Origin of the sequence: Actinomyces sp. ZJ308, assembly GCF_011752065.1 — a bacterium.
In the GTDB taxonomy this organism is placed as follows: Bacteria; Actinomycetota; Actinomycetes; order Actinomycetales; family Actinomycetaceae; genus Actinomyces.
Map to the genome: position 1 here is coordinate 68,026 of NZ_JAAIJY010000001.1, position 15,996 is coordinate 84,021.

Genomic DNA, 15,996 nt, shown 5'->3' on the forward strand with positions numbered 1-15,996 from the left:
GGGAGAGGCCACCGACATGCTTCCCGCTCCTGCCACCGCCGTCGTGACGCCCCTGACCGAGGCCACCGGCCCGGCCTCCTGGGCGTGGCTGCTCATCGCCGTGCCCGCCGCCTCGGCCGCCCTGCTGCTGCTGGCCGGCCGCCGCTCCAACGCCTGGGGCCACTGGGTGGGCCTGGCCGCCTCCCTGGCCACCGCCTGCCTCGGTGTGGGCATCCTCGTGCAGGTCCTGGGGCTGCCCGCCGAGGAGCGCGTCATCGGGCTGCCCCTCTACCACTGGTTCACCGCCGGCAACCTGAGCATCGACGTCGGCCTGCGCCTGGACCCGCTGTCACTGACCTTCGTGACCCTGGTGACCTGCGTCGGCTTCCTCATCCACCTGTACTCGGTGGCCTACATGGCCCACGATCTTCACCGGCGCCGCTTCTTCGCCTACCTCAACCTCTTCATCGCCGCGATGCTCACCCTGGTCCTGGGCGACTCCTACATCGTGCTCTTCGTCGGCTGGGAGGGCGTGGGGCTGGCCTCCTACCTGCTCATCGGCTTCTGGAACACGGCCGACGCCGACGCCCCCCAGGGCGAGCGGGTCACCAGCCGCGAGAACGCGGCCGCCGCCAAGAAGGCCTTCGTCATGAACCGCGTGGGCGACGTCGGCCTCCTGCTGGCCATGATGACGATGGTCGGCCAGGTCGGCTCGGTCTCCTTCGACGCCGTCTCGGCCGCCGCCCTCGACGGCTCGGTGGCCACCGGCTGGCTCACCGCCATCGGCTTCTTCCTGCTCCTGGCGGCCTGCGGTAAGTCCGCCCAGTTCCCGCTCCAGGCCTGGCTGGGCGACGCCATGGCCGGCCCCACGCCGGTCTCCGCCCTCATCCACGCCGCCACCATGGTGACCGCCGGCGTCTACCTCATGGTCCGCTCCGCCGCCGTCTTCGAGGGCGCCCCGGACGCCCAGATGGCCGTCGCGGTCGTCGGCGCCATCACCCTGCTGCTGGGAGCCGTCATCGGAAGCGCCAAGGACGACATGAAGAAGGTCCTGGCCGCCTCCACCATGAGCCAGATCGGCTACATGATGCTGGGCGCCGGGCTCGGCCCGATCGGCTACGCCTTCGCCATCTTCCACCTGCTCACCCACGGCTTCTTCAAGGCCCAGCTCTTCCTGGGGGCCGGCTCGGTCATGCACGCCATGAGCGACCAGGTCGATATGCGCCGCTTCGGCGGCCTGCGCAGCGCCATGACGATCACCTGGGCGACCATGGGCATCGGCTGGCTCGCCATCCTGGGGGTACCGCCCTTCTCCGGGTTCTGGTCCAAGGACCGCCTCATCGAGGCCGCCTTCGTCGGCGAGGGCGCCAAGCCCTGGATCCTGGGAACCATCGCCCTGCTGGGCGCCGGCCTGACCGCCTTCTACATGTCCCGCCTGTTCTTCATGATCTTCCACGGCCGGCGGCGCTGGACCACGGACAAGGACCTGGAGGGCGAGGTCCACCCCCACGAGTCCGGCTGGCTCATGACGCTGCCCCTCATCATCCTGTCCGTGTTCTCCGCGGGCCTGGGAGGGCTGCTGACCTACGACAACATGTTCGTCACCTGGCTGGAGCCGGTCACCGGCCACGCCGAGCACGGCGAGCCGGTCCTGCCGGCCACCGTCATCATGGGCGCCACCCTCGCCCTGGTCGTCGTCGGGGTCGGCGTGGCCTGGTGGATGTACGTGCGCCGGCCGGTGCCCGTCGTCCTCCAGCCCGCCAGCCCCCTGGTGGAGGCCGCCCGCAAGGACATGTACCAGGACGCCGTCAACGAGGCCCTGGCCATGCGCACCGGTCAGGGACTCGTCCTGGCCACCGACGCCGTCGAGCGCTACGTCGTCGACGGCGCGATCGAGGGCGCCGCCGCGGGAACTGGTGCCGTGGGGCGTCTGACCCGCCGCACCGAGTCCGGGTACGTGCGCTCCTACGCCGGCTACATGCTGGCCGGAACGGTCCTCGTACTCATCGCCGTCCTGGCTGCCAGGTTCTGAGAGGACACCAGACACATGCCGACTCTTCCCGCTTCGCTGCCCGTCCTGACCGTCATGGCGATCGTGCCGCTGGTCGGGGCGCTCCTGCTGTGGCTGGTCCCGCCGCTGCGCCGGCTCCACGCCCGCGCCGTGGGCCTGGTGCTCTCCCTGGCCGTCCTCGTCCTGGGCCTGTGGGCCCTGAGCGCCTTCGACCTCGGTCACGCCGGCACGGTCCAGCTGACCGACACCTACTCGTGGATCCCCGCCATCGGCGCCTCCTGGGCCCTGGGCGTCAACGGCCTGGGCCTGGCCATGGTGCTCCTGGCCGCCTTCGTCACCCCCCTGGTCCTGCTGGCCTCCTGGGGCGAGGTCCCCGCCGACCGGCAGGGCCTGTTCACCGGGCTCGTCCTGGCCCTGGAGTTCTTCGTCGTGGTCATCTTCTCGGCCCGCGACCTGCTGCTGTTCTACCTCTGCTTCGAGGCGATGCTCATCCCGGTGTACTTCCTCATCGGCTGCTTCGGCGGGGACGGGCGCCAGCGCGCCGCCCTGAAGTTCCTCCTGTACTCCCTGGCCGGCGGGCTCATCATGCTCATCGGCGTCATCGCGGTCCACCTGCACTCCGCCAAGGACGGCAGCCCCAGCTTCCTCATCGACTCGGTGGCCGCCAACCTGGACGTGTCCACCTCCGCCGGGCACTGGATCTTCCTGACCTTCTTCATCGCCTTCGCCATCAAGGCGCCCCTCGTCCCGGTCCACACCTGGCTGCCCGACACCGCCGAGCAGGCCACCCCGGGCACCTCGGTGCTGCTCATCGGCATCCTGGACAAGATCGGCACCTTCGGGATGATCACCCTGGTCATCCCGATCTTCCCGGAGGCCTCGCGCTGGGCCGCCCCGGTGGTCCTGGTCCTGGCGGTCGTCTCCATCATCTACGGGGGCCTGGCCGCCATCGCCCAGGACAACCTCTACCGGCTCATCTCCTACACCTCCGTGAGCCACTTCGGCTTCATGGTCCTGGGGATCTTCATCGGCAACCAGGTGGCCGCCAACGGCGCCATGGTCTACATGGTGGCCCACGGACTGTCCATCGCCGGGCTCTACCTGGTCACCGGGTTCATGGCCCGGCGCACCGGGACGGTCGCCATCAGCGAGCTCGGCGGCATCGCCCGGGTCATGCCGCTGGTGGCCGGCACCTTCCTCGTGTGCGGCCTGGCCTCCATCGCGCTGCCGGGCCTGAGCGGCTTCGTGCCGGAGTGGATGGTGCTCACCGGCACCTTCTCGGTGTCGCTGGCCCTGGGCGGCGCGGCCGTCGTCGGCGTCGTCATCGCGGCCGTCTACATGCTGCTGCCCTACCAGCGGGTCTTCACCGGGGCGCCGGCGCCCGAGCGCGTGGGCAGCCCCGACCTCGACGGGCGCGAGCGGCTCGTCATGGTCCCCATTATCGCCGCGATGCTCGCGCTCGGGCTGGCCCCGGCCACGCTCACCCACGCGCTCGACGACGTCGCCCGGCAGGTCACGCTCACGGTGAGCCGGGCCCCGGAGGCGGCGGCCTCCGGCGTCGCCCCCGATGCCGACGGTGCCGCCGACGCGCCCACCGCCTCCACCGCTACGGAAGGGAACGCCAAGTGAGCCCCTCAGACACTGCCCCGATCGTCAACTGGGATGCTCTGACGCCGGTGCTCATCATCCTGGGCGCCGGTGTCCTGGGCGTCCTCGTGGAGGCCTTCATCGCCCGTCCGGCCCGCCTGGCCGTCCAGGCCACGCTCAGCGTCCTGGCCGTCCTGGCCTCCGGGGTCTCCCTCTTCCTGCGCTGGGGCGAGGTCAAGGCCGCCGGGGCCGCTGTCGAGGCGACCTACCAGAGCGCTGAGGCTCAGGGATTCCTGCCCGGCGCCCGCATGTCCGCGGGTCTGACCGAGGACCCCTTCTCCATCGTCGCCCAGGGCATCCTCCTGGTTATCGGGCTGCTGGCCGTCCTGGTCATGGCCGACCGCACCGCCGTCGGTGACGGCGCCTTCGCCGCCCAGGCCGCCGACCGGCCCGGCAGCGCGGAGGAGAGCGAGTCCCTCCTGGCCGGGTGGACCACCACCGAGATCTTCCCCCTGACCCTGTTCTCGCTGGGCGGCATGATGCTCTTCGGGGCCAGCAGCGACCTCATCACGCTGTTCGTCATCCTGGAGATGATCTCCCTGCCCCTCTACATCCTGGCCGCCATGGCCCGCCACCGCCGGCTGCTCAGCCAGGAGGCGGCACTGAAGTACTTCGTGCTGGGCGCCTTCGCCTCCGCCTTCCTCCTCATGGGTTCGGCCCTGCTCTACGGCGTGGCCGGCGCCGTCGACTACCGCAGCCTCGGTGAGGCGGTGCGCACCGTGCAGGGGCAGGACTGGCTCATCCTGGCCGGTCTCATGCTCGTGATCGTCGGCCTGCTGTTCAAGGTGGCGGCCGTGCCCTTCCACGCCTGGAGCCCGGACGTCTACCAGGGCGCCCCCACCCCGGTCACCGGCTTCATGGCCGCCGGGGTCAAGGCCGCGGCCTTCCTGGCCCTCGTGCGCTTCTACTACGTCATCGCCGGGGCCATGGGATGGGACCTGGCGCCCGCCCTGTGGGCCGTGACGGCGCTGACCATGCTCGTGGGCACCGTCGTCGGCGTCGTCCAGCGCGACGTCAAGCGCATGCTCGCCTACTCCGCCATCGCCCACGCCGGCTTCATGCTCATCGGGATCCTCGCCTACTCCAAGGCGGCGATCTCCGCGCTCAGCTTCTACGCCCTGACCTACGGGATCGCCACCGTGGGCGCCTTCGGCATCATCGCCCTGGTGCGCTCCAACCGCGACGGTTCCGTGGGCGGCGAGGACGGCGACCTGGAGGCCTTCAAGGGCCTGGGGCGCCGCAGCCCCTGGGCGGCCGGTGCCATGACCGTGTTCCTGCTGTCCTTCGCGGGCGTGCCCCTGACGGCCGGATTCATGGCCAAGTTCCGGCTCTTCGCCACCGGGCTGAGCGGCAACGGGGTGCCCTTCGTGGTCCTGGCGGTCGTCTGCTCGGCCGTCACCGCCTTCTTCTACATGCGGCTCATCGTCCTCATGTTCTTCCATGAGCCCGACGGCGAGCGCTCGGTGGTCGTGGCCAGCAACGGGCCGATCATCCTGGCGGCCAGTGTTGCGGTGATGGCCACAATCGGGCTGGGGATTCTGCCGCAGGCCGCCTTCGACCTGTTCGACCGTACGGCTATGCTCCTTCCGTGATCGGATCATTGCCGCTGAGCGCGCCCCAGCTGGAGGCGCGCATCGTCCCCGCCCTCCAGGCCATCGAGGACCGCCTCATGGAGGTGGTCACCAGTGCGGATGAGACCATCAATCCGCCGACCTCCCACCTCGCCGAGGCCGGGGGCAAGCGCCTGCGCCCGGTCCTGGCCCTGCTGACCGCTCAGCTCGGCGACCCGGCCCTGGCCACCGGCGAGCAGATCCGCGACGCGGGCGTGGCCGTCGAGCTGACCCATATCGCCACGCTCTACCACGACGACGTCATGGACGAGGCCCCGCTGCGCCGCGGCGCCCCGAGCGCCCAGACCGTGTGGGGCAACTCCGCCGCCATCCTCACGGGCGACGTCCTCGTGGCCCGGGCCTCCCAGCTCGTGGCGGCCCTGGGACCCGAGGCCGTCATGGCCCACGCCAAGACCTTCGAGCGCCTGTGCATGGGGCAGCTCCACGAGACCCTGCCACGCCCGTCGGGCACCGACCCGGTGGACCACTACATCCAGGTGCTGGCGGACAAGACCGGTTCCCTCATCGCCGTCTCCGCCCGCTACGGGGCGATGCTCACCGACGCAGGGGAGCGCACCGAGCGGATCGTCGAGGACTTCGGCGAGAGGATCGGGGTGGCCTTCCAGCTGGCCGACGACGTCATCGACCTCATGAGTGACTCGGCCACCACCGGCAAGACCCCGGGCACCGACCTGCGCGAGGGCGTGGACACCATGCCGGTCCTGCTGCTGCGCAAGGCCCTGGCGGCCGGTGAGCTCGACGCCGCCGGTCAGTCGATCCTCTCGCGCCTGTCCACCGGTGACCTGTCCGACGACGCCTTCCTGGCCGACGTCGTCGCCCGGCTGCGGGAGCACCCGGTCCTGGCCCGCACCCGCGAGATGGCCATGGCCTGGGCCGCCGAGGCGGTCCAGGGCCTGGAGGGCCTGGAGGAGGCCGTCATCGACGGAATCCGACGGCGCCTGGCCGAGGCCGGTATCGAGGGCGAGGCCGCTGAGGCCGCGTTGGCCGACGCCGGCGAGCGGGTGACCCAGGTGCGCGCCGCCATGGAGGACTTCGCCCGCATCCTCGTGGACCGGGCCGCCTGAAGGGATGGCCTGAGGGCTGAAGAGGTCTCGTGGCTCCCCATGACTACCCGCGACTCTCCATAGGACGTTGGGGAGGCGATGGGGAGAGACGGGTACCTGCCCATCGTGCGCGTGGGGCGCAGCGCTTAGCGTGGCAGGCACATGTTCCCGATGTGCCGAAAGGTCCCCGATATGCCGTCCTTCACGCCGCCGTCGACTGATCGCCGCCCCTCCGACGTGACGCGCCTCAAAGCCGCGATGTTGCCCGCGCCCTGGGTGAGGCACCCCTTCGTCCATAGACTGTGCCGCGGTACCCGAGGCCGTGGCGCAGCACCTCGCTCGCGCCCGACCGACCCAGTGACACTCTGCTGACACTCTGCTGACGCGCTGCCGACGCTCCGCCGTCGCCTTGCCGTTCGCACCATCCCGGCCACCCAGGCCGCACCGGCCGTCCGGGCCCCGGGCACCACGTCCACGTCCCCTGAGTCAGGAACGAAGAACAGTGAACGCACGTCCTCTCAATGTCGCCGTCATCGGAGCCGGTCCCGCGGGCATCTACGCCTCGGACATCCTCTCGAAGTCGGGTCTGGACGTCTGTATCGACCTGTTCGAGCGCCTCCCCGCGCCCTACGGCCTGGTGCGCTACGGCGTCGCCCCCGACCACCCGCGCATCAAGCAGATCATCGTGGCCCTCTACAAGATCCTCCAGCGCGGGGACATCCGCCTCATCGGCAACGTCGAGGTCGGCCGCGACATCTCGGTGGCCGAGCTCCACGAGCACTACGACGCCATCGTCTTCTCCACCGGTGCCGACACCGACGCCCCCCTCGACATCCCCGGCGTCGACGCCCCCGAGTGCCACGGCGGCGCCGACTTCGTCTCCTGGTACGACGGCCACCCCGACCACCCGCGCACCTGGGACCTGAGCGCCAAGGAGGTCGCCGTCATCGGCGTCGGCAACGTGGCCCTGGACATCGCGCGCGTCCTGGCCAAGCACGCCGACGACCTCATGACCACCGAGATCCCGGCGAACGTCGCCGCCACCCTTCAGCAGTCCCCGGTCACCGACGTGCACGTCTTCGGCCGCCGCGGCCCCGCCCAGGTGAAGTTCACCCCGCTGGAGCTGCGCGAGCTCGGCAAGCAGACCGACGTCGACGTCCTCGTCGACGAGGAGGACTTCGAGTACGACGAGGGCTCGCAGGCGGCCCTGGCCTCCTCCAACCAGCAGCGCCAGGTCGTCAAGGCCCTCGAGGGCTACGCGATGCAGGAGCCGGAGGACCTCACCGCCTCCCACCGCATCCACATCCACCTCTTCTCCGCCCCCCACGAGGTCCTCACCGACGACGACGGCCACGTCGTGGGCCTGCGCACCGAGCGCACCCGCCTGACCGGTGACGGCACCGTCACCGGCACCGGCGAGTACCGCGACTGGCCCGTCCAGGCGATCTACCGCGCCGTCGGGTACGCCTCCAGCGCCATTGAGGGCCTGCCCTTCGACGCCGAGCGCCACGTCGTCCCCAACGAGGGCGGCCGCGTGCTCGGCGAGGACGGCAAGCCGCTGACCGGCCTGTACGCCACCGGCTGGATCCGCCGCGGCCCCGTGGGCCTCATCGGCTCCACCAAGTCCGACGCGCAGGAGACGATCACGAACCTCGTGGCGGACGCGAACGCCGGTCTCCTGCACGCCGAGACCGACGACGAGGCCCAGGTCGGCCACGACGCCCTCATCGCCCTGCTGGAGTCCCGCGGCATCCCCTTCACCAACTGGGAGGGCTGGGAGCTGCTCGACGCCTACGAGCGTGAGCTCGGCCAGGGCTACGGCGAGGTCGTCGTCACCGGTGGCGCCTCCAAGCCGCGTGAGCGCGTCAAGGTCGTCTCCCGCGACGCCATGACCGCGATCTCCCGCTCCACCGAGGTCCCCGAGGACCTCATCGGCCAGCCCGAGGCGGACCGCGTCCCCGAGCGCGTCGCCCACCGGCTCAAGGGCTGACGGGTTCCGCGACCCCGCGTCCGGTTCCGGTCGGTGCGCACCAACCCACCCACGACACCCCCCGGAGGTAGAACCATGCGAATCGGTGTTCCCGCCGAGATCAAGGACAACGAGTTCCGCGTCGCCATCACGCCGGCCGGCGTCCACGCCCTCACCCGGCGCGGTCACGCCGTCACCGTCCAGGCGGGGGCGGGCCGGGGCGCCTCGATCCCCGATGAGGAGTACGCCGCGGCCGGCGCCGTCATCACCGACGACGTCCCGGGCCTGTGGGCCGACGCCGAGCTCGTCCTCAAGGTCAAGGAGCCGATCGCCGCCGAGTACGGGTTCCTGCGTCCGGACCTGCTGCTGTTCACCTACCTCCACCTGGCCGCGGACCGGGCCCTGACCGATGAGCTGCTCACCCAGCGGGTCACCTCCATCGCCTACGAGACCGTCGAGACCGATACCGGCGCCCTGCCCCTCCTGGCGCCCATGTCGGAGATCGCCGGACGCCTGGCCGCCCAGGTCGGCGCGGACGCCCTGCTTCGCCCCCGCGGCGGGGCCGGCGTCCTGCTGGGCGGCGCCGCCGGAGTGCGGCGCGGGAACGTCGTCGTCCTGGGAGGCGGCACCGCCGGCCTGAGCGCCGCGCGGGTCGCGGCCGGCATGGGCGCGGACGTCACGGTCTTCGACGTCGACCCCCTGCGTATGCGCCGCATCGAGGAGGTCGACGGCGGAGCCCTGCGCACCCGCTTCTCCACCGAGCTCGACGTGGCGCGGGCCTGCGCCGAGGCGGACCTGGTCATCGGCGCCGTCCTCGTGCCCGGGGCCCGTACCCCGAGCCTGGTGACGCGCGCGATGGTGGAGACCATGCGGCCGGGCAGCGTGCTGGTCGACATCGCCATCGACCAGGGCGGCTGCTTCGAGGACTCCCGCCCCACCACCCACTCCGAGCCCACCTTCGAGGTGGACGGCAAGGTCTTCTACTGCGTGGCGAACATGCCCGGCGCCGTGCCGCACACCTCCACCTACGCGCTGACCAACGCCACCCTGCCCTACGTGATCGCCCTGGCCGATGACGGATGGCGCGCTGCCATCGCGGCGCGCCCCGACCTCGCCCGTGGCCTGAGCACCCACGCCGGGGCGCTCTACACCGCCGGGGTGGGCGAGGCCCTGGGGATCCCCACGGCCGACGTGGCCGACCTGCTGGGCTGAGGCGATGCGAACCCGGCGCATCCGCCTGGCCGGTGCCACGGACCGCTGGGCGCGCGACCTCTTCCGGCGCGCCTTCCCCGAGGAGGAGCGCCTGCCCTGGGGCCTCATCCACCTGCTCAGCCTGCGGCGCGGCGTCGACCTCGTCGCCTGGTGGGACGAGTCCTCGACTTGGCCGGGAGGCGCCGGCCCCTCCGGCCCCGTCTGGCAGACCGATCCCAGCGCGCTGACCTGGACCGTGCGCCGCCCCGGATCCCGGCTGCTCTACCTCTTCTACCTCGCCGTCGACGACGCCGCCCGCGGCCGCGGCCTGGGCACCCGCCTCCTGGCCGAGCTCGAGCGCCGTCACCCCGGCTGCAGCATCGTCCTCGACATCGAGCCCGTTGTCGCCGAGGCCGACAACGCCGAGCAGCGACGTCGTCGGCTCGCCTTCTACGAGCGGGCCGGCTTCCGCGACACCGGGTATGCCGTCATCGACTCGATGGGGGAGTACTGGACACTCGTGCGCGAGGCGCCGGGCACCCGCTTCCGTCCCGAGGAGTTCCGCGCCGCCCTGCGCTACCTGGACTGCGGCCTGAGCTCAGCCCGACTGATCCCGCGCGACTGACCCACGCCCTCCCGAGCCGCGCCGGGCCGCCGGCTATTCCCCGATCCGCCGACGGCCGCACGCGCCGCTAGACATAGGTGGGGCACAGGTTCGTCCCATAGTCTGCCGCCATGACATGGACCAACCACCACAACGGTCTCAAGACCGCCGTCCTCCTGGGCGGTATGTGGAGCCTGCTCCTCCTGCTCGGCTACGCGCTGACGCGGGGAACGGGCTCATCCATCTGGCTGTTCATCGTGCCGATCATCGGCGTGGCGCAGACCGCCTTCGCCTTCTGGAACTCCGACAAGATCGCCGTGCGCTCCATGGGAGCCATCGAGGTCTCCGAGGCCCAGCAGCCCCAGATGTACGCCATCGTGCGCGAGCTCTCCGCAGCCGCCGGCCAGCCCATGCCGCGCCTCTACGTGGCTCCCACGATGAGCCCCAACGCCTTCGCCACCGGTCGCAGTCCCGCGCACGCCGCCGTGTGCTGCACCCAGGGCATCCTTCAGCTCCTCAACGAGCGCGAGCTGCGCGGCGTCCTGGGCCACGAGCTCTCCCACGTCTACAACCGCGACATCCTCACCTCCTCGGTGGCCGCGGGCATCGCCGGCGTCATCTCGTCGGTGGCCACCATGGCCCTGTGGTTCGGTGGCGGCAACCGGCGTGACCGGGACGGCGGCAACATCGTCGCCGTCCTGCTGCTCTCCCTCCTGGCGCCCCTGGCCGCCACCGTCACCCAGTTCGCCATCTCGCGCACCCGTGAGTACGACGCCGACCACGACGGCGCCGAGCTCACCCAGGACCCGCTCGCCCTGGCCAGCGCGCTCAGCAAGCTCGAATCGGGCATCTCGCGCGTGCCCATGGGGCAGGACCCGCGTCTGGAGCCGGTCTCCTCGATGATGATCGCCAACCCCTTCGGGAGCCTGCGCAACCTCTTCTCCACCCACCCGCCGATGGACAAGCGCATCGCCCGCCTCGAGCAGATGGCCGGGTACTGAACGCCGGCCCCTCCCGCCGTCGCCTACGCAGCTGATGAGCCACAGGTCCGACGACGTCGCAGTCGGTCAGGAGCAGGCGGACTCTCCACACCGGCTCCTGACCGTCGTCGGCGGGCTGCCGGCCGTCGGTAAGACCGCCGTGTGCCGGGAGATCCTGCGTCTGTGCGCCGAGGCGCAGTCGCCGCTGCGGCCCCCGACGTGGCTGCGCATCGACTCCATCGAGCAGGCCCTGCGGAACAGCGGCGAGATGCTTCCCGGCGCGCCCGGCGGTGCCGGCTACTACGCGGCCGCCGCTGTCGCCCGGGACGTCCTGGCCTCGGGCGGTGACGTGCTGGCCGAGTGCGTCAACCCGCTGCCCATCACCCGTCGCCTGTGGGAGGAAACCGCCTCGGCCCTGGGATGCCGCCTCCTGGCCGTCGAGCTCGTCTGCTCCGATCAGGCCGAGCACCGCCGCCGCGCCCAGCAGCGGGTCAGCGACATCGAGGGCCTCGACCTGCCGGACTGGCGGGCGATCGAACAACGCGACTACGCCCCCTGGCCCGAGGCCGACCTCCGGTTGGACACCGCCGGACTCACCGCCACCGAGTCCGCCCGAGCCATCGTCGATGCGAGCAGTGTCAGTGGCTAGCTCTGTGGCTGGTTCTGTGACCCCAGACGCAGTGGTGAGATAGGGCAGTGCACGCTCCGCCCCCGCCCGACGACCTCGCCCGACGCGTTCGGGCCGCCGTCGACGCCGGCCGGCTCCACGGCGTCGGTTCCGGACCGCTCACACCGCTGGGAGCCGGGGAGAGCTATACCGCCTGGCGGATCGGCTCCGGCCGGCGGGCGCGCGTCCTGCGCGTTCCACGTCGCGCCGGCCGCGAGATGCCCCGTTCCATGGCCGCCGAGTTCGAGGCCCTCAGGCGCGTTCCGCCTGAGATCGGCACCAGCGCCGTCTCCCTGGAGACCGGCTCCGACAACCCGCTCGGCACCCCCTACATGGTGACCACCCATGTCCCCGGCCGAGTCCTACGAGCCGGCGACTGGAGCCCGGGGACGGCGACCGCCCTGGCCCACCGGGTCGCCCGTCTGCACGCGGCGCTCGCGGCCGGCCCCGCGCCGTCGGCCGCCCGAGTTCTGAGTGCCGGCGAGCAGGGGGAGGAGCTGCTGGCCTGGTGGGGCGAGCGCCACCCGGATACGCTCACCGATCCACGCGTCGCCTCGCTCCTGCCCGCCTGGCGCCGCGAGCTGGCCCGCCTCGACCCCGCCTTCTCGGGAGTCCGCGCCCACCCGCTCATTCACGGCGACCTCGTCGCCACCAACGTCATCCTCGGACCCGACGGCGTCTCGAGGTTCATCGACTTCGAGTGGTCGGGCCCCGGTGACGTCGCCAAGGACCTGGCCCTCATCGGTGGTCGGGTGACCGGAGGCCCCTGGTACCTGCCCCTGACGCCCGACGACGTCGTCGCCTTCGTCACCGAGTACTCGCGGTACGCGCAGAGCGTGGGCCTCTCGCCGGACTCCGGCGCCGATGAGCCGCGCCGGCTGCTGGCCCGCCGCAGCGCCTACGAGCTCCTCGACCGCCTGGGCAACCTCCTGTACTGCCTCAGCCGCTCCGGTGAGGCCTGCTACGGGATGTGGGCCGACGAGCTCGCCCGCAGCATGGTCACCCGACTCACAGACTGACATGTCGGGCTAGCCCCACCAAGGCCTCGCCAGGTGACAGGATTGGGCATGATTCCAGGCCTGAGGAGGATATGAGGCATGAACCGATCAACATGGGCCTCGCGCTACCGCCGACTCGGCCGGGACGCCATCTTCCTCCTCCTGAGCTGGCCGCTGAGCCTGCTCGCCTTCTGCCTCGTCCTGCCGCTGACCGCCCTCGGCACGGGCACCATCATCATCTGGGTGGGGCTGATGGTGCTCGTCCTGGCCCTGAGCATCGCCGGGGGCTTCGCCAACCTGGCCCGCCTCGCCGTGGCGCGCCTGGACGGACGCGATCCGGTGCCGGGCGGCTACCTCGAGCCCGAGCCGGGAACCTCCCTGCACCGCATGATCCTGCGACGCCTGCGCGACCCTCAGCGCTGGGTGGACCTGCTGTGGGTCATCGTCTTCTTCCCGGTCTCCCTCATCACCTGGATCCTCACCGTCGTGTGGCTGTCGGCGGCAGTGGGCGGCTTCCTCGCCCCCATCGTCAATGTCATTATTGACTCAGTCCTTCCAGGCCAGCGCCAGGGTCTGGCTTATCTCCTGGGCCTGTACCCGCCCCTGCTCTGGGACAGTGCCTTCAACCTTGCCGTCGGCGTCATCTTCGCCCTGACCGCTCCCTTCGTCCTGCGGGGCCTGGCCGCCATGCAGGCGGGGCTCACCCGCGGCATGCTCTCCTGGCGCAGCGAGGTCAGCCGCCTCCAGACGTCCCGGGCCGCCGTCCAGCGGGCGGAGGCGGACACCCGCCGCCGCCTGGAGCGCGACATCCACGACGGACCCCAGCAGCGCCTCGTGCGCCTGCGCATGGACCTGGCCCGTGCCCAGCGCCAGGCCGAGAAGGACCCGGTGGCCGCCTCCGCGATCATCCAGGGCGCCATGGACCAGACCCAGCAGACCCTCGACGAGCTGCGCCAGCTCTCCCGCGGCATCGCCCCGCCCGTCCTCGTCGACCGCGGCCTGGCCGCCGCCATCGCCGAGGCCGCCACCCGCTCCTCCGTCCCGGTCACCGTGAGCACCGAGCTGTCCGAGGACCTGCCCGACCACGTCTCCCAGGCCGCCTACTTCGTCATCAGCGAGTCCCTGGCCAACCTCAACAAGCACTCCGGGGCCACGGCGGCCGCCGTCGAGTCCCGCGTGGTCGACGGCGTCCTGCACGTGACAGTCAGCGACAACGGCATCGGCGGGGCGTCGACCGCCAAGGGGCACGGCCTGGCCGGCCTGGTCGAGCGCCTCAACGGCGTCGACGGTAGGCTCGCGCTCACGTCCCCGACCGGCGGGCCGACCACAGTGGAGGCGATGATCCCGTGCGCGTTCTGATCGCTGACGACTCCGTCCTGCTGCGAGAGGGCCTGGCCCTCATCCTGGCCGACGGCGGCCACGAGGTCGTTGGGGGAGTGGGCGACGGTGACGCCCTCGTGAGCGAGGCCCTGCGGCTGCGCCCCGACGTCGTCGTCGCCGACATCCGTATGCCTCCCTCCCACACCGATGAGGGCCTGCGCGCCACCACCCGTATCCGCGCCCAGTGGCCGGGGGCTCCGGTCCTGCTGCTGAGCCAGTACGTCGTCGCCGGCTACCTGCCTGATCTCCTGGCCGACGGCGGAGGCGCCCTGGGCTACCTCCTCAAGGACCGGGTCGGAGACATCGATGCCTTCCTCGGGGCCGTCGAGCGGGTGGCGCGCGGCGAGCTGGTGCTCGACCCCGACGTCGTCTCCCAGGTCCTCCAGCGCGGACGGCGCAACGACCCGCTCGAGGAGCTCACGCCTCGGGAGCGGGAGGTCCTGGCTCTTATGGCCGAGGGTCGTACGAATGCCGGCATCGCCGAGGTCATGGTGGTCACGGAGGGCGCCGTGGAGAAGCACACCCAGCGGATCTTCGCCAAGCTCGGCCTGCTGCCCGACGCCGCCGTCCACCGACGCGTCAAGGCCGTCCTGACGCTGCTGTCGCCCTGAGTCCGCACAGGGACGCCGTCGCGGCCACGAGGAGCGCCAGGGCCAGTGCGCCCGCTGCTACGAGCGTCCCGGGCTCCCACAGCCACAGGTAGCGCATCGGGTATCCCGACCACATGAGTAGCCCGACGATGGATGAGGTCAGCGCCGTGAGCAGAGCGGTCCACGTCAGTGCCGCGCGGCGTGAGCGCCACGTGAGGCCGGCAGCCATGATGAGGACAGCGCTTCCGAGGAGAGCGGTCGGCACGAGCGTGGCGGCGAACGAGCCGGCCTCGGTTGCCGGCTTGCGGCCGGTGCTTCGCTCGAAGGCCGCTCGGGCCACCGAGGCCAGCTCCTGCTCATGCAGGTATCCGGAGGCGTTGAGGAGCATGGCTACCCCGTCTCCGCTGGAGGTATCGAGATGGATGGCACTGAAGTAGCCGGGGACCGTGCCGGTGTGCCAGTGGGTGAGGCGTCCGTCATCCTCGCGGGTGAGACGCCAGCCTTCGGAGTACTGCTGTCCGTGCCGGCCGGTGTCCACCACGTCCGTCAGCTCCGGCTGCCTCGCATGCTGCTGGGCGAAGGCCGCGAGAGTACCGATGTCTCCGCACGTGTATCCGTAGGCACCGCCGGCGCCGTCGTAGCCGGAGTCGAGCGGGAGCGCTATAGGCCCGGCGAGCCGATGTCCCTGGATGCGGTGCTTGCAGAATTCCTGGCTGGCACCGGCACCTGGGAGGGTCTTGCTGAGGAGGCTGTGGTAGGAGCCTCCAGAGGCGGATTCCAGGACCGCCTGGAGATGCAGGTATCCCAGGCTCGAGTACTGGTACCCGCCTGCCGTGCTACTGGCTGGGTGGTCCGCGACGACGTCGCCGGCATTGGCCTCCGGCCGATCGACATCAAGCTCCTTGGCGCCGAAACCGAGACCGGAGGTGTGGTTGACCAGGTGGCGCACCGAGGCGCCCGTGCTGCCCGGCGCATACTGTGAGGCCGGCGCGTTCGGATCAAGGCGCCCCTGTGACTCCAGCTCACGAGCGACGGAGGCCGCGACCGGCTTGGACACCGATCCCCACAGGAACACCGAGTCCGGGTCCGCCTCGCCGAAGGTCTCGACCTGTACGACCTCTGCGTCCCTCAGAAGCGCGAAGGCGCCCGAGGGGGCGCCGGCGTCCTTCGCCTGGGAGATCGCGGTATCCAGCTCGGACCGTGATGCGGTTGCCGGTGACGAGGCGTGCAGCAGGGCTACTGCGGTCAGGAGTGCGGACAGTCTGAACCATAATTGAATGCTCATACGGTATTGATATCACGGCGT

The 15,996-nt window shown here is 71.2% G+C and carries 13 protein-coding genes; 12 read left to right on the top strand and 1 reads right to left on the bottom strand.

The window, feature by feature from the left end; translation table 11 throughout:
* Nucleotides 1-16 precede the first annotated feature (16 nt).
* From nuoL to HCR68_RS00340, 12 genes are all read left to right on the top strand, one after another.
* Nucleotides 17-2,011 carry an NADH-quinone oxidoreductase subunit L gene (gene nuoL, locus HCR68_RS00285; protein ID WP_167145096.1) on the top strand — a complete coding sequence of 665 codons (1,995 nt, stop codon included), beginning with the start codon at nt 17-19 and terminating at the stop codon, nt 2,009-2,011.
* A gap of 15 nt (nt 2,012-2,026) precedes the next feature.
* Nucleotides 2,027-3,619, top strand: a complete 1,593-nt coding sequence (locus HCR68_RS00290; protein WP_167145098.1) for an NADH-quinone oxidoreductase subunit M — start codon at nt 2,027-2,029, stop codon at nt 3,617-3,619.
* Nucleotides 3,616-5,229: an NADH-quinone oxidoreductase subunit NuoN gene (gene nuoN, locus HCR68_RS00295; RefSeq protein ID WP_167145100.1), complete on the top strand. Its 1,614-nt coding sequence runs from the start codon at nt 3,616-3,618 to the stop codon at nt 5,227-5,229. Before HCR68_RS00290 ends, nuoN begins: the two co-directional genes overlap by 4 nt.
* Nucleotides 5,226-6,332 carry a polyprenyl synthetase family protein gene (locus HCR68_RS00300; protein WP_167145102.1) on the top strand — a complete coding sequence of 369 codons (1,107 nt, stop codon included), beginning with the start codon at nt 5,226-5,228 and terminating at the stop codon, nt 6,330-6,332. The genes nuoN and HCR68_RS00300 overlap by 4 nt, the downstream gene beginning before the upstream one ends.
* A gap of 481 nt (nt 6,333-6,813) precedes the next feature.
* Nucleotides 6,814-8,301 carry an FAD-dependent oxidoreductase gene (locus tag HCR68_RS00305; protein ID WP_167145104.1) on the top strand — a complete coding sequence of 496 codons (1,488 nt, stop codon included), beginning with the start codon at nt 6,814-6,816 and terminating at the stop codon, nt 8,299-8,301.
* A gap of 75 nt (nt 8,302-8,376) precedes the next feature.
* Nucleotides 8,377-9,492, top strand: coding sequence for an alanine dehydrogenase (ald, locus tag HCR68_RS00310; RefSeq protein WP_167145106.1), 1,116 nt, complete (start codon nt 8,377-8,379; stop codon nt 9,490-9,492).
* Between the two features lie 4 nt (nt 9,493-9,496).
* Nucleotides 9,497-10,096, top strand: coding sequence for a GNAT family N-acetyltransferase (locus tag HCR68_RS00315; RefSeq protein WP_167145108.1), 600 nt, complete (start codon nt 9,497-9,499; stop codon nt 10,094-10,096).
* A 110-nt stretch (nt 10,097-10,206) separates the two neighbouring features.
* The gene (gene htpX / locus HCR68_RS00320) at nt 10,207-11,076 is read left to right on the top strand and encodes a zinc metalloprotease HtpX (protein WP_167145110.1); all 870 of its coding nucleotides are present in this window, start codon (nt 10,207-10,209) and stop codon (nt 11,074-11,076) included.
* Between the two features lie 34 nt (nt 11,077-11,110).
* Nucleotides 11,111-11,704, top strand: a complete 594-nt coding sequence (locus tag HCR68_RS00325) for an AAA family ATPase (protein WP_243858827.1) — start codon at nt 11,111-11,113, stop codon at nt 11,702-11,704.
* Between the two features lie 47 nt (nt 11,705-11,751).
* The gene (locus HCR68_RS00330; RefSeq protein WP_167145112.1) at nt 11,752-12,741 is read left to right on the top strand and encodes a phosphotransferase; all 990 of its coding nucleotides are present in this window, start codon (nt 11,752-11,754) and stop codon (nt 12,739-12,741) included.
* 78 nt (nt 12,742-12,819) lie between these two features.
* Complete coding sequence (locus tag HCR68_RS00335; RefSeq protein WP_167145114.1) at nt 12,820-14,079, top strand: sensor domain-containing protein; 1,260 nt, start codon at nt 12,820-12,822, stop codon at nt 14,077-14,079.
* Nucleotides 14,067-14,711 (top strand): response regulator transcription factor, encoded by a 645-nt coding sequence (locus HCR68_RS00340; RefSeq protein WP_167145116.1) that lies wholly within the window; start codon nt 14,067-14,069, stop codon nt 14,709-14,711. Before HCR68_RS00335 ends, HCR68_RS00340 begins: the two co-directional genes overlap by 13 nt.
* Here the strand turns inward: HCR68_RS00340 and HCR68_RS00345 are convergent.
* Nucleotides 14,680-15,975: a serine hydrolase domain-containing protein gene (locus HCR68_RS00345; RefSeq protein WP_167145118.1), complete on the bottom strand. Its 1,296-nt coding sequence runs from the start codon at nt 15,973-15,975 to the stop codon at nt 14,680-14,682. The genes HCR68_RS00340 and HCR68_RS00345 overlap by 32 nt on opposite strands.
* Nucleotides 15,976-15,996 lie beyond the last annotated feature (21 nt).

What these genes read in the sequence shown, in the direction of transcription:
- nuoL (WP_167145096.1), top strand. Translation starts at nt 17, where the DNA reads ATGCTTCCCGCTCCTGCCACCGCCGTCGTGACGCCCCTGACCGAGGCC.
- HCR68_RS00290 (WP_167145098.1), top strand. Translation starts at nt 2,027, where the DNA reads ATGCCGACTCTTCCCGCTTCGCTGCCCGTCCTGACCGTCATGGCGATC.
- ald (WP_167145106.1), top strand. Translation starts at nt 8,377, where the DNA reads ATGCGAATCGGTGTTCCCGCCGAGATCAAGGACAACGAGTTCCGCGTC.
- HCR68_RS00315 (WP_167145108.1), top strand. Translation starts at nt 9,497, where the DNA reads ATGCGAACCCGGCGCATCCGCCTGGCCGGTGCCACGGACCGCTGGGCG.
- htpX (WP_167145110.1), top strand. Translation starts at nt 10,207, where the DNA reads ATGACATGGACCAACCACCACAACGGTCTCAAGACCGCCGTCCTCCTG.
- HCR68_RS00325 (WP_243858827.1), top strand. Translation starts at nt 11,111, where the DNA reads ATGAGCCACAGGTCCGACGACGTCGCAGTCGGTCAGGAGCAGGCGGAC.
- HCR68_RS00335 (WP_167145114.1), top strand. Translation starts at nt 12,820, where the DNA reads ATGAACCGATCAACATGGGCCTCGCGCTACCGCCGACTCGGCCGGGAC.
- HCR68_RS00345 (WP_167145118.1), bottom strand. Translation starts at nt 15,975, where the DNA reads ATGAGCATTCAATTATGGTTCAGACTGTCCGCACTCCTGACCGCAGTA.